This window comes from Paracoccus thiocyanatus (assembly GCF_900156255.1).
Lineage (GTDB): Bacteria > Pseudomonadota > Alphaproteobacteria > Rhodobacterales > Rhodobacteraceae > Paracoccus > Paracoccus thiocyanatus.
In genome coordinates this window covers 49333-73942 of record NZ_FTMK01000016.1, presented here as the reverse complement: position 1 = coordinate 73942, position 24610 = coordinate 49333, and the positions used below count along the sequence as shown (strand labels likewise).

22 protein-coding genes are annotated in these 24610 nt (G+C 64.5%); 7 read left to right on the top strand and 15 right to left on the bottom strand.

Annotated elements, in window-relative coordinates; genetic code table 11:
- The 7 genes from F3H32_RS12380 to F3H32_RS12350 all read left to right on the top strand — a co-directional run bounded on the left by F3H32_RS12380 (window position 1) and on the right by F3H32_RS12350 (window position 9538).
- A complete protein-coding gene (locus tag F3H32_RS12380; protein ID WP_149766117.1) occupies window positions 1-1416 on the top strand; it encodes an MBL fold metallo-hydrolase RNA specificity domain-containing protein in 1416 nt (471 codons plus the stop codon).
- A complete protein-coding gene (locus F3H32_RS12375) occupies window positions 1413-2303 on the top strand; it encodes an LOG family protein (RefSeq protein ID WP_149766116.1) in 891 nt (296 codons plus the stop codon). Before F3H32_RS12380 ends, F3H32_RS12375 begins: the two co-directional genes overlap by 4 nt.
- A gap of 2 nt (window positions 2304-2305) precedes the next feature.
- Entirely contained in the window at window positions 2306-3352 is a 1047-nt protein-coding gene (locus F3H32_RS12370; protein WP_149766115.1) for an HlyD family secretion protein, read from the top strand.
- Window positions 3349-6126 carry a ribosome-associated ATPase/putative transporter RbbA gene (gene rbbA / locus F3H32_RS12365; RefSeq protein ID WP_149766114.1) on the top strand — a complete coding sequence of 926 codons (2778 nt, stop codon included), beginning with the start codon at window positions 3349-3351 and terminating at the stop codon, window positions 6124-6126. The genes F3H32_RS12370 and rbbA overlap by 4 nt, the downstream gene beginning before the upstream one ends.
- A 2-nt stretch (window positions 6127-6128) precedes the next feature.
- Window positions 6129-7253, top strand: coding sequence for an ABC transporter permease (locus F3H32_RS12360; RefSeq protein ID WP_149766113.1), 1125 nt, complete (start codon window positions 6129-6131; stop codon window positions 7251-7253).
- A 97-nt stretch (window positions 7254-7350) separates the two neighbouring features.
- Window positions 7351-8427, top strand: a complete 1077-nt coding sequence (locus F3H32_RS12355; protein ID WP_188128655.1) for an alpha/beta hydrolase — start codon at window positions 7351-7353, stop codon at window positions 8425-8427.
- Window positions 8428-8629: 202 nt separating this feature from the next.
- The gene (locus F3H32_RS12350) at window positions 8630-9538 is read left to right on the top strand and encodes a LysR family transcriptional regulator (protein ID WP_149766111.1); all 909 of its coding nucleotides are present in this window, start codon (window positions 8630-8632) and stop codon (window positions 9536-9538) included.
- Between the two features lie 7 nt (window positions 9539-9545).
- Here F3H32_RS12350 and F3H32_RS12345 read toward each other — a convergent pair whose 3' ends face one another.
- The 15 genes from F3H32_RS12345 to F3H32_RS12275 form a co-directional block, all read right to left on the bottom strand.
- Window positions 9546-9791 carry a DUF2274 domain-containing protein gene (locus tag F3H32_RS12345; RefSeq protein WP_149766110.1) on the bottom strand — a complete coding sequence of 82 codons (246 nt, stop codon included), beginning with the start codon at window positions 9789-9791 and terminating at the stop codon, window positions 9546-9548.
- 2 nt (window positions 9792-9793) lie between these two features.
- Window positions 9794-10915: a TrbI/VirB10 family protein gene (locus tag F3H32_RS12340; protein ID WP_149766109.1), complete on the bottom strand. Its 1122-nt coding sequence runs from the start codon at window positions 10913-10915 to the stop codon at window positions 9794-9796.
- Window positions 10912-11940, bottom strand: coding sequence for a P-type conjugative transfer protein TrbG (gene trbG, locus F3H32_RS12335; RefSeq protein ID WP_149766108.1), 1029 nt, complete (start codon window positions 11938-11940; stop codon window positions 10912-10914). The genes F3H32_RS12340 and trbG overlap by 4 nt, the downstream gene beginning before the upstream one ends.
- Window positions 11937-12626 (bottom strand): conjugal transfer protein TrbF, encoded by a 690-nt coding sequence (gene trbF / locus F3H32_RS12330; protein ID WP_149766107.1) that lies wholly within the window; start codon window positions 12624-12626, stop codon window positions 11937-11939. Before trbF ends, trbG begins: the two co-directional genes overlap by 4 nt.
- A complete protein-coding gene (trbL, locus tag F3H32_RS12325; protein ID WP_149766106.1) occupies window positions 12623-13972 on the bottom strand; it encodes a P-type conjugative transfer protein TrbL in 1350 nt (449 codons plus the stop codon). Before trbL ends, trbF begins: the two co-directional genes overlap by 4 nt.
- Before the next feature lie 2 nt (window positions 13973-13974).
- A complete protein-coding gene (gene trbK-alt, locus F3H32_RS12320; RefSeq protein WP_149766105.1) occupies window positions 13975-14262 on the bottom strand; it encodes a putative entry exclusion protein TrbK-alt in 288 nt (95 codons plus the stop codon).
- Between the two features lie 16 nt (window positions 14263-14278).
- Window positions 14279-15061, bottom strand: coding sequence for a P-type conjugative transfer protein TrbJ (gene trbJ, locus F3H32_RS12315; protein ID WP_149766104.1), 783 nt, complete (start codon window positions 15059-15061; stop codon window positions 14279-14281).
- Entirely contained in the window at window positions 15058-17610 is a 2553-nt protein-coding gene (gene trbE / locus F3H32_RS12310; protein WP_149766103.1) for a conjugal transfer protein TrbE, read from the bottom strand. Before trbE ends, trbJ begins: the two co-directional genes overlap by 4 nt.
- Window positions 17611-17620: 10 nt before the next feature.
- Window positions 17621-17902, bottom strand: coding sequence for a VirB3 family type IV secretion system protein (locus tag F3H32_RS12305; RefSeq protein ID WP_149766102.1), 282 nt, complete (start codon window positions 17900-17902; stop codon window positions 17621-17623).
- Window positions 17902-18234, bottom strand: a complete 333-nt coding sequence (locus F3H32_RS12300) for a TrbC/VirB2 family protein (RefSeq protein WP_149766101.1) — start codon at window positions 18232-18234, stop codon at window positions 17902-17904. The genes F3H32_RS12305 and F3H32_RS12300 overlap by 1 nt, the downstream gene beginning before the upstream one ends.
- Window positions 18231-19181: a P-type conjugative transfer ATPase TrbB gene (gene trbB / locus F3H32_RS12295; protein WP_449406401.1), complete on the bottom strand. Its 951-nt coding sequence runs from the start codon at window positions 19179-19181 to the stop codon at window positions 18231-18233. The genes F3H32_RS12300 and trbB overlap by 4 nt, the downstream gene beginning before the upstream one ends.
- A 233-nt stretch (window positions 19182-19414) precedes the next feature.
- On the bottom strand, window positions 19415-19843 hold the full coding sequence (locus tag F3H32_RS12290; RefSeq protein ID WP_149766099.1) for a CopG family transcriptional regulator: 429 nt from the start codon (window positions 19841-19843) through the stop codon (window positions 19415-19417).
- 3 nt (window positions 19844-19846) lie between these two features.
- Window positions 19847-21835, bottom strand: a complete 1989-nt coding sequence (locus F3H32_RS12285; protein WP_149766098.1) for a conjugal transfer protein TraG — start codon at window positions 21833-21835, stop codon at window positions 19847-19849.
- Window positions 21836-21860: 25 nt separating this feature from the next.
- A complete protein-coding gene (locus tag F3H32_RS12280; protein WP_149766097.1) occupies window positions 21861-23600 on the bottom strand; it encodes a relaxase/mobilization nuclease domain-containing protein in 1740 nt (579 codons plus the stop codon).
- 243 nt (window positions 23601-23843) lie between these two features.
- A complete protein-coding gene (locus tag F3H32_RS12275; protein WP_088233775.1) occupies window positions 23844-24608 on the bottom strand; it encodes a lytic transglycosylase domain-containing protein in 765 nt (254 codons plus the stop codon).
- Window positions 24609-24610: the final 2 nt, after the last annotated feature.

The following is a 24610-nucleotide window of genomic DNA, read 5'->3' as shown; positions in this document are numbered from 1 at the left end:
ATGGCGCCGAAGATCAGCTTTCTGGGCGCGGCGCGCGAAGTCACCGGCTCCTGCTTCCTCGTTGAAACCGGCGAAGTCCGGTTTCTGATCGATTGCGGCATGTTTCAAGGCGGGCGGGAAGCGCCTGCCCGCAATCGAAAACCCTTCGGTTTCGACCCGGAATCAATTGATTTCGTTCTTCTGACACATGCGCATATCGACCACAGCGGTCTGCTGCCAAAACTGACCAAGGCAGGGTTCACCGGGCCGATTTTCGCAACCGAAGCGACAGCGGATCTGTTAGGCGTCATGCTGCCAGACAGCGCCCACATTCAGGAATCGGACGCTCGAAAGCACTGGCGCAGATCCAAGCGCGGTGCAGCCTCTTCGACAGAGCCAATCTACACCATGAACGATGTCAGGCTTTGTCTGCGGCAGGTTCACGCGATCCGCTACGACACCAAGCTCACCCCGAATGAAAATGTGCGCTGCCGGTTCCACGATGCCGGCCATATCCTCGGCTCGGCGATCATCGAAGTCTGGATATCCGAAGGGGACGGCGAAACAACTAAGATCGTGTTCAGTGGCGATCTGGGGCAGCCCGGGCGGCCAATCCTACGGGATCCCACGCCCATTCCCGATGCTGATATTCTGGTAATCGAGTCGACCTATGGGAACCGCGAGCACGAGGATCTGAGCACAACTCTGGACGAGATGATCGAGATCGTCGAACGCACCCGCCACGGCGACGGCGGAAATATTATCGTGCCCGCCTTCGCAGTCGGTCGCACGCAAGAGGTGCTCTACCATCTGCATCGGCTGACCTGCGAAGGACGACTTCGCGACTTGATGATTTTTGTGGACTCGCCGATGGCGACCGAAGCCACAAGGATCACCCGCCGACATCTGGAGTTGTTCGACGAACAGGCGAAGAACCTCGCGGGATGGCACAAGGTGGGTGCGGACCTCCCCTATCTCAAGTTCACATCGAGTGTCGACGAATCGAAGGCACTCAACCAGATCAGCGCAGGGGCGATAATCATCTCGGCCAGCGGTATGTGTGATGCCGGGCGCATCCGTCACCATCTGCGACAGAACCTGCCCCGACCCGAGTCCGTTGTGATGATCACCGGGTTCCAGGCCAAGGGATCGCTGGGTCGGCAGCTTGTGGATGGCGTCCGGCGGGTCCGCCTGTTTGGAGACGACATCCCGGTGCGGGCCGCCATTCACTCGGTCAACGGGCTGTCCGCGCATGCGGACCGGAAGGCGCTCATGGCTTGGGCGGATGGTTTCAGAGTGCCACCGCATCAGACCTTCATTGTGCACGGCGAGGAGACAGCGGCACTGGAATTCGCGCACGCGCTTCGAACCGAGAAGGGCTGGACGGTGACAGTTCCTGAACCGGGTGCATGTTTCGAAATAGGCCCAAGCCCATGACCATCGACCGGACAAGCGAAAGAGAACTCACCGAACATATCCTGGTCGGGCCCGCGTATCGATTGGCGCACGAGGACTTGGATTTTCTGGCGGAGGACGATCTGCGTCCGGTGCGCCTGCAACTCGAACTGATCAAGCCAGAACGCGCGCTGCGTCACCATGATATCCACTCGACTGTGGTGGTATTTGGCAGCGCCCGTATCGTCTCGCCGGAAGTCGCAGAAAAGCAGTTGGAAGAAGCTCAACAGCTCCACCGGGAGGACCCGGCATCCGAACGACAACTTCTGGCAGCCGAACGCCGGCTACATTGGTCGCGCTACTATGCAGAAGCGCGGTGTTTTTCTGAGCTCGTCTCGCACCAATTTCAACGGGTCGGACGCCGGGATTTCGTTATCGTCACAGGCGGTGGCCCGGGCGTGATGGAGGCTGCGAACCGCGGTGCCTTCGATGTTGGAGCGCGCTCGGCCGGTTTGAATGTCACCTTGCCGAGCGAACAGAGGCCAAACCCGTTCATCACACCGGACCTCGCATTCCGTTTTCGCTACTTCGCCATACGCAAAATGCACTTCCTGCTGCGGGCCAAGGCACTCGTGGCCTTTCCCGGCGGCTATGGCACCCTCGATGAACTGTTCGAAGTCCTGACCCTTGTGCAAACCCGAAAGATGCAAAGCCTTCCGATCATCCTGTTCGGACGGGAATTCTGGAACCGGGCGATCGATTTCGACTTCCTGGTCGATGAGGGAATGATCTCTTCGCAGGATCGCGCCCTCTTCCGCTTCGTCGAAACAGCAGAGCAGGCCGTGTCGGTCCTGAAAGATTTCTACGGCGGTCACCCTCCTGACGAGCCGATGATCGTCCAAGGACATGACATGAAGGGAGACCGATAGAGATGTCACGCAAGATTTCAATCGCGCTTGTTCTCGCTGTACTTGCGGGATTCATGGGCTATGCCCTTTGGTCGATCTTCTTGGCCCCGAGCGGCCTGCCGCCCGAGGGCTTCGCGCGGGGCAACGGCAGGGTTGAAGCCGATCTCGTCGATGTCTCGAACCGTCTTTCCGGGCGGGTGGCCACGATCGCGGTGCAGGAGGGCGATCTCGTCGCCGCAGGCGACGTCCTTGCGGTCATGGACACAACCGAACTCGAAGCGCAAAAGGCGCGCGCCGAGGCGGCGGTGGCCAGTGCAGAGGCCGCAGTAGCCGTGGCACAGGCGGGTGTAACCAAGGCCGAGGCCAGCCTCGCGCTCGCCCAAACCGAGCTCGCGCGCGCCGAGGCGCTGAGCGGGCGTGACGTGATCTCCAAGGCGAACTACGACATCCGCCGGACCGAAGCTCAGGTGGCAGAAGCCAGCCTCGCCGCCGCACAGGCCGAGGCGCAGGCAAAGGAACGCGTGGTCGATGCGGACGTCGCGAACCTGCAAGAGATCGAGGCGCGCATCGCCGACAGCACGCTCCATGCCCCCGAGGCTGGTCGCGTCCTTTACCGCCTTGCGCAGCCCGGCGAGGTTCTGGGCAGCGGCGGTAAGGTGCTGACGCTCGTGAGCCTCGGCAATGTCTACATGGAATTCTTCCTGCCCGCCGGTGCGGCGACGCGGGTGAAACTGGGCGACGAGGCGCGCATTGTCGTCGACGCGATGCCGAATGTCGCCGTACCGGCGCATGTCAGTTTCGTCGCGCCGGAGGCGCAGTTCACCCCCAAGCAGGTCGAGACCGTCGAGGAGCGCGAAAGCCTGATGTTCCGCGTCCGCGTGCGCATCCCGCAGCAGTTGGTCGAGGCCCGGCTCGCCCAGGTCAAGACCGGGGTGCGCGGCGTCGCCTGGGTGCGGCTCGTCGATCCCGATGGCAACTTGCCCGATTGGCCCGATGGGCTGACACCGCCCGTGGCGGCAGTCTTGCCCGCACCGATGACGGGTGACGGCGCAACCGAGACCGGGCAATGACCAGCGCTGAGAACCCCGGCCCCGTCGCATCTCTGGCGGCGGTGAGCCATCGCTATGGCAAAGTGACTGCCCTCAGCGATGTGACGCTGAGGATCCCGATGGGGCGCATGGTGGGCCTGATTGGGCCCGACGGCGTCGGAAAATCGACCCTGATGGGCCTCATCGCCGGAGCCAAGAAGCTGCAGACCGGTGGACTTGAGACGCTGGGCGGGAATATGTCAAGTGCTCGTGTCCGGACTGAGATGGGGCGGCGCATCGCCTTCATGCCGCAGGGTCTCGGCAAGAACCTCTACCATGATCTAAGCATCCGCGAGAATCTCGAATTCTTCGGCAAGCTCTTCGGCCAGGGCCAGGCGGAACGCGGCGCGCGGATCGAACGGCTGACCCGCGCCACTGGCCTTGCGCCGTTTCTCGACCGCCCGGCGGGCAAGCTCTCGGGTGGCATGAAGCAGAAGCTGGGACTTTGTGCCGCGCTGATCCATGACCCGGATTTCCTCCTACTCGATGAACCCACCACCGGCGTCGATCCGCTTTCGCGGCGTCAGTTCTGGGATCTGATCGACGCGATCCGCAAGGACCGCCCCGAAATGAGCGTGCTGGTCTCGACCGCCTACATGGAGGAAGCCGAGCGGTTCGAATACCTGATCGCCATGAACGAGGGCCGCGTTCTGGCCGAAGCGAGCCCGGACGTTCTCAAGGAGCGGACAAGCACCGACACCGTGGGTGCCGCCTATGTCGCCCTTCTGGGCGGCGGGAGGACCGAGGCGCAAAACGACACACACGCTCTGCCAGCGCCGACCGGCGCCACCACCGATGAAATCCCCGCGATCAATGCGCGTGGTCTGACCAAGCGGTTCGGCGATTTCACCGCCGTCGATTCGGTCAGCTTCGAGATCCGGCGCGGTGAAATCTTCGGCTTTCTTGGCTCGAACGGCTGCGGCAAGACCACCACGATGAAGATGCTGACGGGGTTGACACCCGCGACCGAGGGTGAAGCCTGGATCTTCGGCCAGCCGGTCGATGCGCAGAACCTCGACGCACGCCGCCGGGTCGGCTTCATGTCGCAGTCCTTCTCGCTTTATGGCGAATTGACGGTGCGCGAGAACCTGCTTCTGCATGCCCGTCTCTTCCATCTGGGCCCCGACCTGACCAGGGACCGCATGGCCGATCTGGTGCCGCGTTTCGGGCTCGATCCCTATCTCGACCAGAACGCGGCCTCGCTCCCTTTGGGGGTGCGGCAACGCCTGTCGCTGGCGGTCGCGGTGATCCATGCACCGGACATCCTTATCCTCGACGAGCCAACCTCGGGCGTCGACCCGCAGGCGCGTGATGCATTCTGGGAAATGCTGCTCGATCTGGCGCATCGCGAGCGCGTGACGATCTTCATATCGACGCATTTCATGGATGAGGGCATGCGCTGCGACCGCATCTCGCTGATGCATGCGGGCAAGGTACTGGTGACGGATGCGCCGCAGGCGATCATCGACGCGCACGGGGCCGGAACGCTCGAGGATGCTTTCATCGCCCACATGCTCGACGCGATGCCGCAGTACGCGGCAGCAGAAAGCACGCCCGAGGTGCGCGTCAGCGCGCCCGCCGAGGCCCTGGCGGACCGCCCGGGCTTCAGCCTGCGCCGGCTTCTGGCCTTCACTACGCGCGAGGCGATGCAGGTGCGGCGCGATCCGGTGCGGCTGGTCTTCTCCTTCGTCGGCAGCGCGGTTCTGCTTCTGATCATGTCCTTCGGCATCTCGCAGGAGGTGCGTGAGATCCCCTTCGCCGCCCTCGACCAGGACCGCAGCCCGGAAAGCCGCGCCTACCTGTCTGGTTTTGAGGAGTCCGATTGGTTCCGCGAGCGCCCCGCCATTGCCAGCGCGGACGAACTCGACCGGCGCATGGCCAGCGGCGAACTGGCGCTGGCGCTGCAACTCCCACCCGGTTTCGGCAAGGCCGTGCGCCGTGGCGAAACGACCGAGATCGCCGCCCTGATCGACGGCACCGACACCAGCCGCGCCGGGACGGTGGAAAGCTATGTCGAGGGCGCACATGCCCATGCCCTGAACGAGGATGCAGGCGCGGCCCTCGCGCTCGGCACTCTTGGCGCCCTGGTCGGCGCTGACCCGATCCAGCCGCCCGCGCAACTGGCGCCTCGGTTCCACTACAATCCGGCGATGGAAAGCCTGCCCGCGATCGGCCCCTCGATCCCGCCGCTCCTTCTGCTGCTATTCCCGGCGATCCTGATGGCGGTCAGCGTCGCGCGAGAAAAGGAGATCGGCACGATCACCAACTTCTACGTCACGCCCACCGGCCGAGCCGAATTCCTGATCGGCAAGCAACTGGTCTATGTCGCCATCACGCTTCTGAACTTCGTGATCCTGACGGTGCTGGTGGTCACGGTATTGGGCGTACCGCTCAAGGGCAGTCCGGCAGCCCTGGTCATCGGCGCGTTGGTCTATGCCTTCGCCGCCACAGGGTATGGCCTTCTGGTTTCCATGATGACCAGTACGCAGGTCACCGCCGTTTTTGCTGCGGCAATCCTGTCAGTGATGCCGACATTGCAATTCTCAGGCATGATCACGCCTGTCTCATCGCTGGAAGGCCCCGCGCGCATCCTCGGCACGTTCTGGCCCACCACCTGGTACATGGGGCTGAGCGTCGGAACCTTTACCAAGGGGCTGAGTCTGGCCGAGCTCTCGGGCCATCTGTTGCGCCTCGCCGCTTTCGGTCCGGTGCTGACCGGGCTCGCGATCCTTCTTCTGAAAAAGCAGGAGAAGTAGCGATGCGCGGGCTTTTCAACATCTTCTGGCTGGCGGGAAAGGAACTCAAAAGTGTCCTAGGCGATCCGGTGATGGTGGTGCTGATCCTGTGGTCCTTCATCATCGCCGTGATCCTCGAAGCGAGCGGCGCGGGCGACACCGTCTACAACGCCGCCATCGCCATCGTTGATGAGGACGGCTCCAGCCTTACCCGCCAGATCGCCGACGCGTTCGACCCGCCCTGGTTCCAACCGCCGGTCACCATCGGCGCGGACCGCATCGCGCCCGAGATGGATGCGGGCCGAATCATGTTCGTCCTCGCATTCCCGCCGGGCTTCGAGGCCGACGTGATCGCTGGTCGGATGCCCACCGCCCAGCTCGAGGTCGATGCCACGGCGGTCAGCCAGGCCCAACTCGGCACCGACTACATCGCGAATATCCTGGCCTCGGAAACCCGCGCGTTCCTCACGAACAACCCCGACGCGTCCGACCCGGCGCTGCGGCTGGAACTGCGCCGCGCCTTCAACGCCAACGGCGATCCCGTCTGGTTCAAGTCGGTCTCCTCGCTTCTGAACCAGTTGTCGCTGCTGACCATCGCGCTGACGGGTGCGGCGATGTTGCGCGAGCGCGAACAGGGTACGATCGAACATCTGATGGTGATGCCGCTGACGCCGCTGGAAATCGCGCTTTCCAAGGTTCTGGCCAACGTGGTGGTGGTGCTGGCGGCGTTCACGCTCTCGCTTCTGTTCGTGGTGCAGGGTGTGCTCGATGTGCCGATGCGGGGCTCGATGGGCCTGCTGCTGGTCGGCACCACGGTCTATCTGGCCGCTGCAGCGGCCATTGGCATGTTCCTCGGCACCATGGCGCGCAGCATGGCACAGTTCGCGCTGCTGGTCATCATGGTGATCATTCCGATCATCATGCTCTCCGGTGGAATGGGTGCAATCGAAAGTCAGCCCGACCTCGTCCAACGCCTCACTCTGGCGCTTCCCTCGCGCCATTTTCTGGCTTTCGCAAAAGCCGTCGTCTTCCGCGGCGCTGGTCTGGGTTCAGTTTGGGTCGAACTTGCGCTGATGGCGGGGCTCGGAACCACATTCTTCGTGGCCAGTCTTCTGCTGTTCCGCCGATCCATGAGCTTGGCAGGGTGAAGCGATGTGCGCCCATTTGCCTAAACCCACGAGCCATGTGCCAGAGCGGATCGCTGACGTTGCGAGGCAGATGGGGCACCTTGGAGGTTTGCCCCTGTTGCTCGTTCTGACCTTCTTGGCTTTGCCGGGTTGTGCACTGCGGCCTGGTCCCGAGGTCCTTGCCGTTGTGCCAGACGAGAGTTCCGCTGCCAGCTTCGTGACAATTGACGTCGTCACCAATCGGCGGTTCGACGTCATGTCTCACAGCTATTCCGATCTGCGCTCTCACAAGCTGCAACTCGAGAGGTTCAAGTTATCGGTCCCGCCCAGTCATCAACTCACCCGGATCGAATGGCCAAAGGGCGACCCAGATCCGGCTAAAAACTTCGTCGTGACAGAGCGAGAAATTCGACCGACTTCAGAATTAGGCACGGCAAGCGTCGCGGCCGGTGCCGTACGGCTCAAGCCGGGCAAGCGAGATGTCGTCATATTCGTCCATGGTTATAACTACAACTTCCAAGAGTCGCTCTTCCGTTTGGCCCAGCTTGTGGCCGATGGTGGATTGGATGACGCGCCAGTTCTCTTCGCGTGGCCGTCGGCGGCATCTGTCACGGGCTACGTTGCCGATCGAGATGCGATCACCTATTCACGAGATGATCTGGTGCATGTCCTCAACACGCTTGCGGGCCAGCCGCAGGTGGGGCGCATTACTCTTTTCGGGCACTCCATGGGGGCAATGCTCGTCGTCGAAGCGTTGCGGCAGCTACGGCTTACAGGTCAGGACCGGACGATTGAACGTCTGGGAGATGTTGTGCTCGCGGCACCAGACATCGATATCGATGTGTTTCGGAGACAGATCGAGATCATCGGCCCTCTTGATCCACCGTTAACGTTACTCGTCGCACCAGACGATCGTGCTTTGACGATTTCCGCCCGCCTCACCGGATCGCGCAGCAGGCTCGGCACCCGCGACGTGCAGGATCCACGAGTACAGGCCCTGGCGAACACCAACGGGATCAGAGTCATAGATATATCTGACGTTTCGTCACCAGACGCGACGATGCATAGCCGGTTTGTGGGATTGGTCACGGTGTTCCCCAGAATGCGTGGCGAAAGAGATCCCGTATTGGTCCAGGCCGGTGCATTCGTTCTAGAGCCTTTGGCCGCAGTACTTATTCCTGCGCATCCGCGATGAGAGTGTCCACCCACCTCTATCAAGCGATGGCGCGAAGCTGCCGATACCGGCAATGCTGCGGCTTTCGCGCCATCCGAGGGAAGGGCGGTTGCCATTTACTCGCCTTGCAAGCGTAGTTGGTGAGGTGGCAATGCATAGTCGAAGCCAACCATCTGACAGGAATAAGAGAAGCTCACCTAACGCTGGGTCACGGCACAGACTAATGAACGAGGCAGTGAAGCATCGGGACACCATAGAGCTTCGACATCTGCGCTATTTCGTGGCTGCGGCGGAGCATGGCAGCTTTCGCAAGGCAGGTGCTTCGCTTGGCGTTCAACAATCGGCCATCAGCCGCCGAATTCATGATCTCGAAGATCGACTCGGGGCAGCATTGTTTCATCGCCATAGCAGTGGCGTCCGCCTCACCTTTGCTGGCCAACGCTACCTGCCGTGCGTCCGCCAGATTCTCCGTAGCCTCAAGGAGGGAGCACAAGATATCGCCTCTGTTGGCCGGTCAGAGAATGGTATGCTGAGAATCGGCATCTACTCCTCGATTGCCTCGGGTTTTCTGGCCGAATTACTACGCACCTACGGTTGCCGACATGGGGACATCCGAATCGAGCTGGTTGACGGCAATCCAAGCGAGCATATCGCTGCCATCCGTCAACTACGGATTGACGTTGCCTTCGTGACCGGGACGCGGGATTGGCCCGACTGTGAGAGAACGCATTTGTGGTCGGAGCGGGTTTACGTTGTGCTGCCGGATCACCATGCGCTGGTTGCTCGGAAGGAACTGAAATGGCAGGATCTCATAGAAGAACCATTTGTCGTCAGCGAGACAGCTCCCGGGCAGGAAATCCACGACCATCTAATTAGGGAACTCGCCAACCTCGGCCAGCACCCAGATGTGCAGGTGCAGTCGGTTGGGCGAGATAACCTTCTGTCACTTGTGGCAATGGGCCGGGGCTTGACCCTGGTCAGCGAAGCAATGACAGTAGCGCGATTTCCCGGAATCGCTTACCGTCCTATCTGTAATGAGGTTCTTCCCTTTTCAGCTATATGGTCTCGGGAAAACGACAATCCCGCGTTTAGGCGGCTGCTTAGCCTAGCCAAGGCGATGACATCATCTTGAGCCTCCATCAGTTTTCGGTCCGCAGCTTGGCCAGTTGGGCAGAGCGTCGCGCCTTGGCGAACCCCCGGTCCGTTCCAATGAACCGCTCCAGCATCGGGACGATCAGCTTAGCAGGATCGGCAACAGCTTGCCCCGTTTCCCGCCCCAATACCTCGGCATACGCGACCAGATCGCGGTGAAGGGACGCGGGTAGTTCCACCGTCACTTTCACGGACTTGTCGTCGGGCAGCGGTCCCAGCTTCAGTTTCGTCATGGTCAGCCTCCTGCGGGTTCGAATACCAAATCGCGGGTCACGATAATCCGGACTGGAAATCCCGGCCGGATCGTCAAGGTCGGCGTGATTTGCAACTGGCGCTGCACGATCTGCTGACCAGCCTGGTTGATCGTGTCCACCGCCCCATCCCGAATAGCCTGAACCAGCCGGTCCTCATCATTGGCGGCAAGTTCCACCCCGACTGCGAGCAGCGTGGACAGACCCGCCGCGCGCATCAGATCCCACCAGTGATAGTCGACGCCATCTTCGAGGCCGGCATAGCCGCTCGCATCCGCGCCTGGCAGACGTTCAAGAACGATGGAGCGGCCGCCCGGCAGGATCAGGCGATTCCAGACAAGCAACACGCGGCGCTGACCGTAACTCACGCCATCATCATATTGGCCGATGATGCGTGTGCCCTGCGGGATCAGGAGCAGCGCGCCGGTCGGACTGTCATAGACGTTCTCCGTGACCTGCGCGGTGATCTGACCGGGAAGGTCCGAGCGGATGCCGGTGATGAGCGCGGCCGGGATGACCGCTCCGGCCTGAAGGATGTAAGGCGATACCAGTGGCTGGAAACGATCCGGCGCGACGGTCTGTCGATCCACCGGCCCGTTCAGGAAGGCCGTATGGCGGCTCTGCTCGGCCTGCCCGGAACGCCCGAGGCCGGGGACATTCGCGCCGACACCGGGCGTCGCTCCCCGGCGCGGCACCGTTTGGAAGAACACGCCGCTCAAGCGCGCGGCCTCTTCCTCGGCGCGGCGGCGTTCCTCTTCGGGATCGACGGCGGGGCCAGTGATCGGTGGCGGCGCAACCGGCAGTCCCCGCTCCTGCGCGTCGAGGATCGGCCGTCCGAGGTCACCGGGCAGTGCGGGTCCGAGAACCGGGCCAGTATAGTCGGATGGCAGCCCTTCCAGGCCGTCCGCTGCCGGTCGGTTGTCGATGGAATAGAGTTCTCCACCTCCCGGCCCAACCTCACGGGTCTGGAGCGCATAGATCAGCGCGCCGCCAATGCCGAAGAGTGCGACAGCTCCGACACCGGCCAGAACCTTGCGCGACAGCCTGGTCACGCGCGGCGGATCGGGGCGCAGACGCATCGGAGCTGCAGGATCGGTTTCATTCATGACGCCCCTCCCCTATGCGCGTCCCCCTCCGTCCGCGCCTCTGCCTCGCGCTCTTCCATGCGAACGATCCGTACCACCTGCTGGCGGTCGCCTGCCCCCAGCCGAAGCTCCGCTGCCTCAAAGAGGCGATCCACGATCAGTACGTTCCGGTGGATACGGCTGTTAACGATCTGCGGTTCTCCATCGGCGCCGAGCACGAAGAGCGGTGGCATCTCGCCCTGGGCGATGCCCGCCGGGAAGACGACATAGACGCGGCGACCATCGTCGAAGACCGAGACTGGGCGCCAGGGCGGGCTCTCACCTGGGATCTGCAAGCCGTAACGATGATTGCGGGCCGACGGCGTCGGCATTGTCGGCGCGGTCGCCACAGCCTGTCGCGCACCACGGGGCGCAGCCGGATAGGCCCAGGCGACCGAGGGCATGTAGAGGGCCCCCCGCGCACGCAGTTCGATCGTGTAAACCCGCCTATCGGTGGTGATCACGAGATTGGTCGAGATGTCCTCGCGTGTCGGCTTCACGAGGATATGGACGCGGGTATTCGCGCCCGATCCGCTCTGGGTGTCGCCAATGATCCAGCGCGTCGTATCGCCAGCCGCAATCGGTCCCGCTCCGGTCAGGCGCTCGCCAGGCTCCAGCGCAATATTGGTGATCTGACCGGGGGCTGCATAGACCTGATAGAGCGCACCTTCCGACCATGGATAGATCTGGATGGCGTTGTAATAGCCTTCCCGACGCGGCTCGACGCGGGCGGCGGCATTGGCGTTCTCGACGCGGCCATCCGGCGTGCCGGCAGGAGTGCCGCCGCGCGCCACGGTCCAGGCGGGTGGAACATGCAGCGACCGGGGACGATCCTCGGCAGAGGCCGCGAGCGGCGTCGGCAGCGGTGGCACGGAGTCGTCATAGCTGAACTGCGGTGTCCGGTTGGTGGCGCAGCCGGCCAGCATGGTGGCGGAAAGCAGCAAAGCTGCCAATGCGGGTTTACGGAAAACCGGGAGCCCGGCGTTACGGAAGGTCGAGGCGGTCATTGACTCATCTCCCGCGACCAGTTGATCGCATTGACGTAGATGCCGAGCGGATTGGCGCGCAGGCGCTCGGCGCTGCGCGGAGTCTGGATCACGACGGTCAGGATCGCGGTCCATCGCTCGGTGGTGGAAAGCTGGCCGTTCTCGAAATGGCGTTCGGTCCAGGCGACCCGGAACGATCCCGGCGAGGCCCGGATGACGCTCGAGACCTCGATGGCGATCTGCTGGCGGCCGACGCGCGTGAACGGGTCGTTGGCGCGGGCATAGTCGTTCAGCGCGATCGCGCCGCGATCCGTGGTGAACTCGTAGGCGCGCAGCCAGTTCTGCCGCACGATGATCGGATCGGCAGGAATCGAGCGGACCTGCTCGATGAAACGGCCGAGATGGAAGGCAATCTGGGGATCGGTCGGCTGGTAGTCGGCTGAGGCCGGGGCGACGGTCTGGGCTTCGCCGAGCGCATCGACCTGCACCACCCAGGGCACCACGGTCCCTTGTGCCGACTGCCAGACAAGTGCGGTGGCGAAACCAGCAGACAGGATCAGGCTGCCGAAGGCCATGTAGCGCCAGTTCCGCGCCTGCACGCGGGCCGAGCCGATACGTTCATCCCAGACCTGGGCGGCCTTCTGGTACGGAGTCTCGGGTTCCGGCGTCTTGCCGTAATGGGTTGCGGGGCGTTTGAAGAGGTTCATGAGCGGTCGCTTTCGGAGAGATTGACGGAAGAGCCGGCGCCACGGCTGTCACCAGACCGGACGGCATGGGCGGCGGCCCGTGTGCCTTGGCTCATGGCCTGGTTTCGACGCATGCGCTTTGCCCAGGCGGGCGGCCCATCGGCTGCAGGCGCGATGGCGGCATCGGGACCTGTGCCACCGACGGTCCCCATGGAGGATGTGCCGCCCGTTGCGCCGAACCCGGCCCTCACACCGTCGGCGTAGCTGGACTTCATGCTGTCACTGGCGCGGGATGCAGCCCGTTTGAGCGGAGAGACGGCGGTGGAGGCTCCGGCGCGGGCGACGCCTCCAAGACCACTGGAAACGCCCCCGGACCCGCCGACAGTTCCGAGCGTGTAGGCCGATGACGCAGCCCCTACGGCCGAGGCGGTGCCGCGTGCGAGCGCCGCGCCGCCGGACAGGGCTGCGGTGCCGCCACGTGCCGCGAGCATGGTCGCGCCGCCGGCCGCAACGGCCGCACCGCCCACGGCGAGACCCGTCCCGACCGCGGCACCCGCACTGAGTTGCGGACCGCCGGAGACAAGACCGGAGGCGATGCCGGGGCCGAAAATGCCGAGGCCGAGAAGAGAGAGTGCCGCCAGCACGATCGCCATGGCGTCGTCGATGGTCGGGGTCGCGCCGCCGAAGCCGGCGGTGAACTGCGAGAACAGCGTCGAACCGATACCGATGATGACGGCCAGCACCAGAACCTTGATGCCGGAGGAGATGACGTTGCCAAGCACGCGCTCAGCCATGAAGGCGGTCTTGCCGAACAGGCCGAAGGGGATGAGGACGAAGCCCGCAAGCGTGGTCAGCTTAAACTCGATCAGGGTGACGAAGAGCTGCACGGCGAGGATGAAGAAGGCGAGGATCACCAACGCCCAGGCGAAGAACAGGCAGAGGATCTGGACGAGATTCTCGAACACCGCGATCCAGCCCATCAGGTCGGAAATGCTTTCGAGCAGGGGTCGCCCGGCCTCGAGCCCGGTCTGGGCGACACGTCCGGGGCGAAGGAGATCGGCGGCGGAAAAGCCGGTGCCCGAAGCCATCAGGCCGAGACCGGCGAAGCTTTCGAAGACGATGCGGGCGAGGTTGTTCCAATTGCTAATGATGTAGGCGAAGACACCGACGAAGAGCGTCTTCTTGACTAGTCGGGCGATGATGTCGTCATCGGCGCCCCAGGCCCAGAATAGGGCGGCGAGCGTAACGTCAATGACGATCAGCGTGGTAGCGATGAAGGCAACCTCGCCACCGAGCAGGCCGAATCCGCTGTCGATATAGCTGGTGAAGATACCGAGAAAATTGTCGATGACCCCCGTTCCGCCCATAGTCACTGCCCTCCGTTCGGTGCAGGCGTCGCCGGGGCTGGCGTCCGGCCAAGGAAGCGGTCGCGGTTCTCGGCCCAGGCGGCGAGGCAATCGGCATCGCTGCCGGCGGCCTCGCCGAGTTGCTGGCACCGGCGCAGGGTTTCGCGCAGCGGATCGGCCGGCGGCTGGAGCGCGGGAGCGGTGCTGACCGGCGCGGGATCGTCCTCGCGCGTCATCTCGATGACCGTGGCGGTGATCACAATCGCGACGAACACGATGGCCGCGATCCGGGCCAGCACCTTCCCCTCCATGCTTCGCCTCCTTTCCTCAGTTGAACATCTGCGCATTGCCGGGCTGGTAGCCCAAGCCCGGCGTCAGGAACCGCTCACGCTGGATGCGGCCCTGTTCGGCGGCGGTGGCGCGCTCGGCCTCGGTCAGCGCCTGGGCGCGGCCGTTTGCCGAAATCACCGCGATCAGGTCGGAGAGCTGCTGCGATTGAAGGGCGAGAAGCTGGTTGCCGGCCTGGGTTGCTTGCAGCGCACCCGTCGCCCCCTGGCTTTCGCCGACCAGCGCCGACATCTCAGCGCGGTTGCTGTCGATATTGCCGACGACGCCAGCTTGCACGCGCATGGCGTCCTGCAAGCCGCCAACAGTGTTCTCCCAGCGGGACCTGGCGTCAGCGATGAGTTGCTGGTCGGTGGCCGTCAGAGACAGGTTGCCGTAGTCCTGCTGGAACATCTGGTCGATGTTCTGCACGTTGAAGGCAATGTTCTGGGCCTGCCCGAGAAGCTGCTGGGTGCGTTGCACATTCTGCTGGAGCGCCTGAAGCGAACTGTGGGGCAGGCTGGCGAGATTGCGGGCCTGGTTGATCAGCATCTGCGCCTCGTTCTGGAGCGAGGTGATCTGGTTGTTGATCTGCTCCAGCGTCCGGGCGGCGGTCAGCAGGTTCTCGGCATGGTTGGTCGGATCGTAGACGATGCGGCCGAAGCCGCCGAAGAAGGCATGGGCAGGCGTCGTCAACACCGGGGTCAGCGCCAGCGGGGCAGCGAGGGCAAGGGCAAGCGCCGAGGCACTCACCATGCGGGTGAACCGGGGCAGTTTGTACGTCATGGAGTGATCTCCTCTTCTTCCAGGGTGATGCCGAACTCGTTTTCATCGTCGACGAGGGGCGGCAGGTCCTCGCTTTCCAGCGCGAGGTTGGTGAGGTCCGGGATCAGGTCGGCCGCCCAGTCGACGCCGCGCGCTCGAAGCCAGGCGGCGAGAAAGCCGTCTCGGCCGTGCTCCGCGAAGATTTCGGCAATCAATGCCTGGTCGGATTTGGCGGACGCGGCGCAGAGCGCGAGACCGACTTCGCTGAGGCCCAGCTCGAACAGCCGGTTGCCCCGCCGGGACTGGCAGTAGTAATCGCGCTTGGGCGTGGCTCGTGCGAGGATCTCGATCTGCCGGTCGTTGAGGCCGAAGCGGCGATAGATCGCGGTGATCTGCGGCTCGATCGCACGCTCGTTCGGCAGTAGAAGCCGCGTCGGGCAGCTTTCGATGATCGCGGGCGCGATGTTGCTGCCGTCGATGTCGGACAGGCTTTGCGTGGCGAAGACGACACTGGCGTTCTTCTTCCTGAGCGTCTTCAGCCATTCACGGAGCTGCTCCGCGAAGGCATCGTCATCGAGCGCCAGCCAGCCTTCGTCGATGATGAGCAGCGTGGGCCGGCCGTCGAGGCGGTCGCCGATACGGTGAAACAGGTAGGAAAGGACAGCCGGGGCCGCGCCGGTTCCGACCAAGCCCTCGATTTCGAACGCCTGGACGTCGGCTGAACCAAGATGTTCGCTCTCAGCGTCCAGCAGGCGGCCGTAAGGACCGCCGACGCAATAGGCGCGCAGGGCCTGTTTCAGGTCGTTGGATTGCAGCAGGACCGCGAGCCCGGTGATGGTGCGTTCCCCGACTGGCGCGGAAGCGAGCGAGGTCAGGGCCGTCCAGATATGCTCCTTTACCTCGGGGGTGATCTGGATGTTCTCGCGCGTCAGGATCGCCACGATCCAGTCGGCGGCCCATGCGCGCTCGGCCGTCTCGTGGATACGCGCCAGCGGTTGCAGCGAAACGGAGGTCTCGGCCGCATCGGTCAGTTCACCGCCGAGGTCGTGCCAGTCGCCGCCCATGGCAAGCGACGCGGCGCGGATCGAGCCGCCGAAATCGAAGGCAAAGACCTGGCTGCGCGGATAGCGCCGGAACTGCAAGGCCATCAGCGCCAGCAGAACCGATTTACCCGCGCCGGTCGGGCCGACGACGAGTGTGTGGCCCACATCGCCGACATGAAGGGAAAACCGGAACGGGGTCGATCCTTCGGTCCTGCCATAGAGCAGCGGGGGTGCGCCGAAGTGGTCGTCCCGTTCCGGCCCCGCCCACACGGCACTTGAGGGGATCATGTGGGCAAGGTTGAGCGTCGAAACCGGCGGTTGCCGGACATTGGCATAGGCATGTCCGGGCAAGCTGCCAAGCCAGGCGTCGACGGCATTGACCGTCTCGACCATGACGCTGAAATCGCGCGACTGGACGATTTTCTCGACCAGCCGCAGCTTTTCGTCGGCGCGGCAGGCGTCCTCGTCCCATACGGTGACGGTCGCGGTGACATAGGCCATGCCGGCCATGTCGGCGCCGAGTTCCTGCAAGGCCATGTCCGCGTCGGCCGCCTTGTTGGCGGCATCGGTATCGACCAGTGCAGATTGCTCGTTGGTCATCACCTCCTTGAGGATGGCGGCGATGGACTTGCGCTTGGCGAACCACTGGCGCCGGATACGGGTCAGCAGCCGCGTCGCGTCCACCTTGTCCATGAGAATGGCGCGGGTCGACCAGCGATAGGGAAAGGCCAGCCGGTTCAGTTCATCGAGCAGGCCGGGGGTCGTGACGCCCGGAAAGCCGGTGATGGTGAGAACTCGGAGATGCTGGTCGCCCAGGCGCGGCTCCAGCCCGCCGGTCAGCGCCTGATCCGGCAGCAGCGCGTCGAGATGCATCGGCACCTCGGGCACACGCACGCGATGCCGGTTGGTCGAGATCGTCGAGTGCAAGTAGGTGAGTGTCTCCGCGTCATCGAGCCAGCGGCATTCCGGCATGAAGCCGTCGAGCAGCGCCAGCACGCGGTCGGTGCGGTCGATGAAGCCGCGCACCAGTTCCCAGGGATTCACGCCCGAGGTCTCGCGGCCCTCGTAGAGCCAGGATTCTGAGCGTGCCGCATCCTCGGCGGGCGGGAGCCAGAGGAAGGTCAGGAAATAGCCCGAGACGAAATAGGTGCCGTTCGGCCGGCGATCGTCCCACTGGGATGATCGCTCATCGGCCTCACCCTCGAAATCGGCCTTGCGCTCGGCATCGACCAGCGCCGAGGCGGGATCGAGAAAGGTGCTGTCGGGATAGGTCGCGGCCTCGGTCCGCTGCGCCTCGACGAAGATCGCCCAGCCCGAGCCCAGACGGCGGAAGGCATTGTTCAGACGCCCTGCCACCGCGACCATTTCTGCCGCGACGGCGGAGTCCAGATCCGGCCCGCGAAACTTCGCGGTGCGCTGGAGCGAGCCATCCTTGTTCAGCACGACGCCGGAGCCGACCAGCGCCACCCAAGGCAGATAGTCAGCCAAGCGGGAGGCGGTGCGGCGGTATTCTGCGAGATTCATCATGGCTCGTGCCTCACACCGAGAGATGGCCGGGGATGCGCAGATGACGGCGCGCGACCTCGACGAAGAGCGGATCGCGTTTGGCCGCCCAGACGGCGGCGATATGGCCCACCGCCCAGATCAGGATGCCGGCCAGCCAGAGCTGGAGGCCGAGACCCACAGCCCCGGCGAGCGTGCCGTTCAGGATGGCGACGGATCGCGGCGCCCCGCCGAGCAGGATCGGCTCGGTCAGGGCGCGGTGAACCGGGATCGAGAAGCCTGGCACTTCGTCGAGTGCTTCGAACGCGACCGCCATCAGACCAGCGCCCCGCCACCGAAGCTGAAGAAGGAGAGGAAGAAGCTGGATGCCGCGAAGGCGATGGAGATGCCGAACACGATCTGGATCAACCGCCGGAAGCCGCCGCCGGTGTCGCCGAAAGCCAGCGTCAGGCCGGTGACGATGATGATGATTACGGCGACGATCTTGGCCACCGGCCCTTCGACGGATTCGAGGATGGATTGCAGCGGCGCTTCCCAGGGCATGGAAGAACCCGAGGCATGGGCGGCCGGCGCCATGAAGAGGCTGACATAGGTGACGGCGGCGGCCGTGGCGATGTGGTGGCGGATACGGAAGGCGCGACGGATCATGCAGGATCTCCTGAATCGTGAGTGGTGGCGGTTTCGGAAAAAGCGGGGGAAATCCGATAGTCGCCGTCCGGCCCGAGGCCCTCGACGCGAGCGAGTTCGGCCAGCCGGCGCGCGGAACCGCGCCCGGCCAGGACGGCCACAAGGTCGATGGTCTCCGCGATCATGGCGCGGGGGACGGTCACGACGGCTTCCTGGATCAGTTGTTCGAGACGGCGCAGCGCGCCGATACCGGAACCGGCATGGATGGTGCCGATGCCGCCCGGATGTCCGGTGCCCCAGGCTTTGAGCAGGTCCAGCGCCTCGGCGCCGCGCACCTCACCGATCGGGATGCGATCCGGGCGCAGGCGCAGCGAGGACCGGACAAGCTCCGACAGCGTGGCGACGCCATCCTTGGTCCGCATGGCGACGAGGTTCGGCGCGGCGCATTGCAGTTCGCGCGTATCCTCGATGATGACGACGCGATCCGAGGTCTTGGCCACTTCGGCCAGCAACGCATTGGTCAGGGTAGTTTTGCCGGTGGACGTGCCGCCGGCGACGAGGATGTTGGCGCGGGTGACGACCGCCAGTCGCAGGGCCTCGGCCTGCATCCGGGTCATGATCCCGGCGGCGACATAATCGTCGAGGCTGAATACCGCGACGGCTGGCTTGCGGATGGCGAAGGCCGGGGCTGCGACGACGGGCGGCAACAGGCCCTCGAAGCGCTCGCCTGTTTCCGGCAGTTCCGCCGAAACGCGCGGGCTGCGGGCATGGACCTCTGAGCCGACATGATGCGCGACCAGGCGAACGATGCGCTCGCCGTCGGCGGCCGTGAGCGTCTCACCCGTATCGGCCAGTCCCTCGGACAGCCGATCCACCCAGATCCTGCCGTCGGGGTTCAGCATGACCTCGACGACGGAAGGCTCCTGCAAGAGAGTCGAGATGGCAGGCCCAAGCGCCGTTCGGAGCATCCGCGCGCCGCGGTCAACACTTGCCTGTTTGTGGTTGCTGCCTGCCATCTCGTCCCCGTTCCACCGGGGAGGCGAGATGCGATCCCCGGATGGGGATGACTAAAAGAGACCTGAAACGGTGCGATTCAACAAGTTTCGGGCGTCGTAGTAGTGTAGGATAAAAATACAGGAGAACGGCGGTGGCGCCTTGTTCTTGAAGCTATGACCGTCCCACCCACATGGCGCATGTGACATCAGGAGTTTTCCGATTCGGGAACATCCTCAGAAACCTCCTGTCGGAGCTTCGGTCCTTGGGCGAGCCGCCTGCCGAGTGCGGTGATAAAGGCTTCATACCGCTCGCCCACCTTGGCCCTGGCCGCGTTCGCAGCGGGTTCGGGCAGGGCCGGCGTCGTGGCGAGCCAGAAGCGGATGAAGACCGCCAGGGTCTCGACCGCGATGCCAACATCGCGTTCCATCCGCATGATGCGACGGTCGATCTGATCGAGACGCCGGGCAACGATCGCCTCCCGGCGCTCGGCATCATCTGGCGACAGGAAGGACGCAATCGCGGCCTCAGCGATCATTGACTGCGAGCGATCCCGGCGGGCGGCAAAATCCGCCAAGGCCTTCTCGACGGCCGGCTCCAGATAGACGGTGAACTTCTTCTTCCGCGCGCTGGCCATGGCCTAGAGATCCATCCGGTCATGCGGGTTCATCGAGACCCGGCGCGCGGTATCCAGCATGTGGCGGATCATGCGCCGGTTCTGGCCGACCTCTTCGTCACCGTCGTCGGCCAGGCCCGCCTCGAACTCGTTCTCGATGGGCTTTTTCTTCTCCACCGGCTTCACGCGGCCGAGTTCGGGTTGCAGCCTGCGTTCGGATTGGGTCGGGTCTTCATCCTCGGCCGGTTCAGGTGAAGGATCTTCGACGGAATGTTCGGGTCGTGCCGGAATCGGCAGCGCGGTCCAGTTGTCCGCCTGCGGCGTGTCGGGCGGCGTCAGCTCCGGTGGCGCGAGAAGGCGTTCACGGAACCGCTCGTCCTCGAAATACCGCGCCTTCTTCGCGCGAACCGGCGGGATGCCGGCGACCATGACGATCTCGTCGCTCGGGGGAAGCTGCATGATCTCGCCCGGCGTCAGCAACTGCCGGGCGGTCTCCGAGCGCGACACCATGAGATGGCTGAGCCAGGGCGCGAGGCGATGCCCGGCATAGTTCTTCATCGCCTTCATTTCGGTGGCGGTGCCGAGTGCGTCGGAAACCCTCTTGGCGGTGCGCTCATCGTTCGTGGCGAAGCTCACGCGGACATGGCAGTTGTCGAGGATCGAGTTGTTCGGCCCGTAGGCTTTCTCGATCTGGTTCAGCGACTGTGCGATCAGGAAGCTCTTGAGGCCGTAGCCCGCCATGAAGGCCAGCGCGGTCTCGAAGAAGTCCAGCCGCCCAAGCGCCGGAAACTCATCGAGCATCAAGAGCAGGCGATGCCGCCCGGCATTCTCCTGCAAATCCTCGGTAAGGCGGCGACCGACCTGGTTCAGCAGCAATCGCATAAGGGGCTTAGTGCGGTTGATGTCGGAGGGCGGCACGACGAGGTAGAGCGTCGTCGGCCGCTCGCCCCCGACGATATCGCTGATCCGCCAGTCGCAACGGCGCGTCACCTCCGCAACCACGGGATCGCGATAGAGGCCCAAGAAGGACATGGCCGTCGACAACACGCCGGACATTTCATTGTCGGATTTGTTGCGCAGCTCGCGCGCCGCGCTGGCGACGACGGGATGCGGTCCCGCTTCCCCCAGATGCGGGGTTCGCATCATGGCAAGCAGGGTGGATTCCACCGGGCGCTTGGGGTCGGAGAGGAATTTGGCGACACCCGCCAGCGTCTTGTCCGGCTCGGCATAGAGGACGTGCAGGATGGCGCCGACGAGGAGCGAATGGGAGGTCTTTTCCCAATGGTTGCGCTTGTCGAGGCTGCCTTCGGGGTCCACCAAGATATCGGCGATGTTCTGGACGTCGCGCACCTCCCATTTGCCGCGGCGCACCTCGAGCAGCGGATTATAGGCCGAGGAGTTCGGATTTGTGGGATCGAAGAGCAACACCCGACCATGCTGCGCGCGGAAGCCCGAAGTGAGTTGCCAGTTCTCGCCCTTGATGTCGTGGACGATGGCCGAGCCCGGCCAGGTCAGGAGCGACGGAATGACCAGACCGACGCCCTTGCCGGATCGAGTCGGCGCGAAGCACAGCACATGCTCCGGCCCGTCATGGCGCAGATAGTCCCTTTCGTGGCAGCCGAGGACGACGCCATCGGGGTCGAGCAGGCCGGCCTTCCTGATCTCGGAGGTTTCGGCCCATCGCGCCGAACCGTAGGTGGCGACGTTCCTGGCCTCGCGCGCCCGCCAAACCGACATGCCGATGGCGACCGCGATGGCGATGAAGCCGCCCGAGGCTGCGATGATCCCGCCCATGGCGAAGATCGGCGGCGCGTAGGCTTCATAGAAATACCACCACCAGAAGATCGCGGGCGGATAATAGACTGGTACGTCGAACAGCACGAACCAAGGCGGCCCGAGCTGGGCCTGATAGCCGAGGCTCCAGGCGACATATTGCGTCGCGCCCCAGGTGGTGGCGAGGATGATGAGGAAGACGATGCTGATCTGTCCCCAGAGGATCTTGGTTGCGGACATGGGCGATGGTCCTTTCCGGTTGATGTCAGAGGCCGAGGCCCCGCTTGCGGCCAAACTCCCAATCGACGCCGCCATCGTCACGGGCGACGCCGGAGACATGGCGGCCGATCTGCTTTTCGAGGGAGGGCGACCAGGGCACGAGTTGGAAGCCGAGGCCGTCATCGATCATGGCGAAGCGGCCGGAGGCCAGCGCAAGCCGTTGACGGTAGGCGCCAGCGACATACTCGCCGCTGCCGGCGCGGTTGAACGGCATGCCGGTCTCAGCAGCGAGCTTCTCGCCGAGCGCATCGACCTCGCGCTGGCGCAGGGTGCTGAGAAGGCGACGCGCGAAGACGACGCGCCCGCCCTGACGCTCGGCGAAGCCTTCACCAATGAGATGCTCGGCGCGTTCGTCCTTGGCCTGACGGACTTCCGCGCCGAAGCCGCTGTCCGAGAGCGGGATGGGTTCCCGCGCCACGGCCTGCCGGTCGAGCCAGGTCGCGCCGGTGGCGCCGATCTGAGCGCCGAGATCGAGATCGGAGCGGACGGCGAGAGCGACACGGCGCTGCCCTCGCGCGTCCTCCCAGGATCGCAGTTCGACGATCGAGCCGGGCGGGCTGTCGCCCGTGGCATCGAGATGCGGCAGCCTGATGTGATGGGTGCGACCGTCGGTGCCGTCGATCACGGCATAGGCCGTGCCCTTCAACTCGTCATCGAGGCCGCGTTCGACCAGGCGGCCGATGACGGGGACGTCGAGGCTTTCGCCGGCGAGGACATAGCTGGCGGAACCGCGTTCGATACCACGCTCGGTCAGGGCGCGGTGCATGCGCTTGATGATGTCCCCACGCTCGCCCATCTCGCGCAGCACGGTCTCGGCCTCGGGCTTGATGAACCATTGCAAATGCCCGATCTGCCCGGCCAATCCCCGGATTTCGAGGGTGCGCAGACGACCGACCTTCAACGCATGGAACTCGTCCGGCTGGCCGACGGCAGGCGGGGCGAGGTCGATGATCCCGGACTTGTGGGCGTCGCGGACAAGCTGTCTGTCGAGTTGGGTCCAGCGTTCCGCCTCGACCTGCCGCTCCAGATTGCGATGGATCTCCAGATCGGTGCGCGGGCCGAATTCCTGCGTGACGAGATCCTGTGCGCGGGCGCGCATCCCCTCCTTAATGTAGTCGCGGGAGATCACGAGGTCCTGGCCGTCGTCGGTGCGGCCGCGCAGGATGATGTGGATATGGGGGTTGTCGGTGTTCCAGTGATCGACCGCGACCCAATCGAGCCGGGTGGCGAGATCCTTTTCCATCTGACCCATCAACTCGCGGGCATGCGCTCTGAGGTCGGTCATGTCGACGGCATCCTCCGGCGAGACGATGAAGCGGAAATGGTGCCTGTCCTCCTGGCACCTTTCCGCGAAGGCGCCGGCATCCATGTCGTCGATTTCCGGGCCGAACATCCGCGCCTTTTCCCCATCGCGGGTCACGCCATCGCGGCGCAGGTAATTGAGGTGGGCACCCAGCGGGGCGGATCGCGCGGTATGGCGCACCACGCGGGTCTTGATGACGACGGCACGCGAGCGCCCGCTCAGCAGGCGATTGGCCTGGATGCTGGCGCGCTGGCCGCGCCCGAAGCGGGAGCGGTTGCCGGACGTGATCTTGCCGGAGCGCGAGACACGCCCGCCGGCCTTCTGGGCGGCGGCGAGCGCCTGGGCGATGAAGGGCCGGGCCTGTTGTGCGCGTGTCGAGCGGATGCGCCCCGGACGGATGCGGAACTCGCTGTCATCAGACATGGCGCAGCCTCGCACGGTGCAAAAGGATATGGAATATCAGGAAGATAGGTGCGCAGCGCACGGTGCGCGCCAGCGCCGCACGGTGCGGAACGCGCCGGAAAACCCTGCAAAAACAACCGCCCAACTGAAGCGCACCGTGCGCCTTTTTATCTCGCCATCTTTCGGTCGTGGTGCCTGCCGCCACCCTCTGCGCCCTCCATGACACGCCAGCGCCCGATGGGATGCGAATTGCGGTGCCGCTGCTCATGGCCGGTCCCCACCGGCATCGCGGGCGACGAACAGCCCCTCCGACTGCAAGGCGGTGAGTGCGTCCGGTGCCGCCGGGACGAGCGAAGGGGCATCGTCCGGCGTGCGGTCGGGGGACGCGGGATCGGCAGCGGAAGCGCCTATTTCACGCGCGACGAAGAGCGCCGCCTCGCGCCAGTCGGGCGGCGGAGCGACCGTCGAGCCGCTGCCGGAAGGCCGCTCGCCGAGCAGGATCGGCGTCAAAGCAGCGACATAGGCGCGCGTCTCGGCAGGCAGCGGACGAGCCGTCGCGCGGTATTCATCGTAGCGACCGGGACCGGCATTGTAGGCCGCGAGCATCGCGGCGACATTGCCGTAGCGATCCCACATCTCGCGTAGGTAGGCGGTGCCCGCGAGGATGTTGTCGCGCGGCTCGAAGGGGTCGCGGCCGAGAGCATGGCGGATGCGCAGCTCCGCCCAAGTCGAGGGCATGACCTGCATCAGCCCCATCGCCCCGGCGGTGGATATGGCGCGCATATCGCCCGCGCTTTCGACCTGCATCACGGCGATGATCCATGACGGCGGGATGCCGAAACGCTGCGAAGCCTCCTCGATATGCGCGCCGTGCGGATGCGCAGCGACCGTGCGATCCGGCACGGTGGTTTGCGCCAGACCGGACAGCGGGGCGATGGTGGAGACGAACAGGCCGGAAAAAAGAAGGAGGATGATGCGGCGGCGGACACCGCATCTCCCCGAAGCGGGACGAGTGCAGGACGTGACCATGA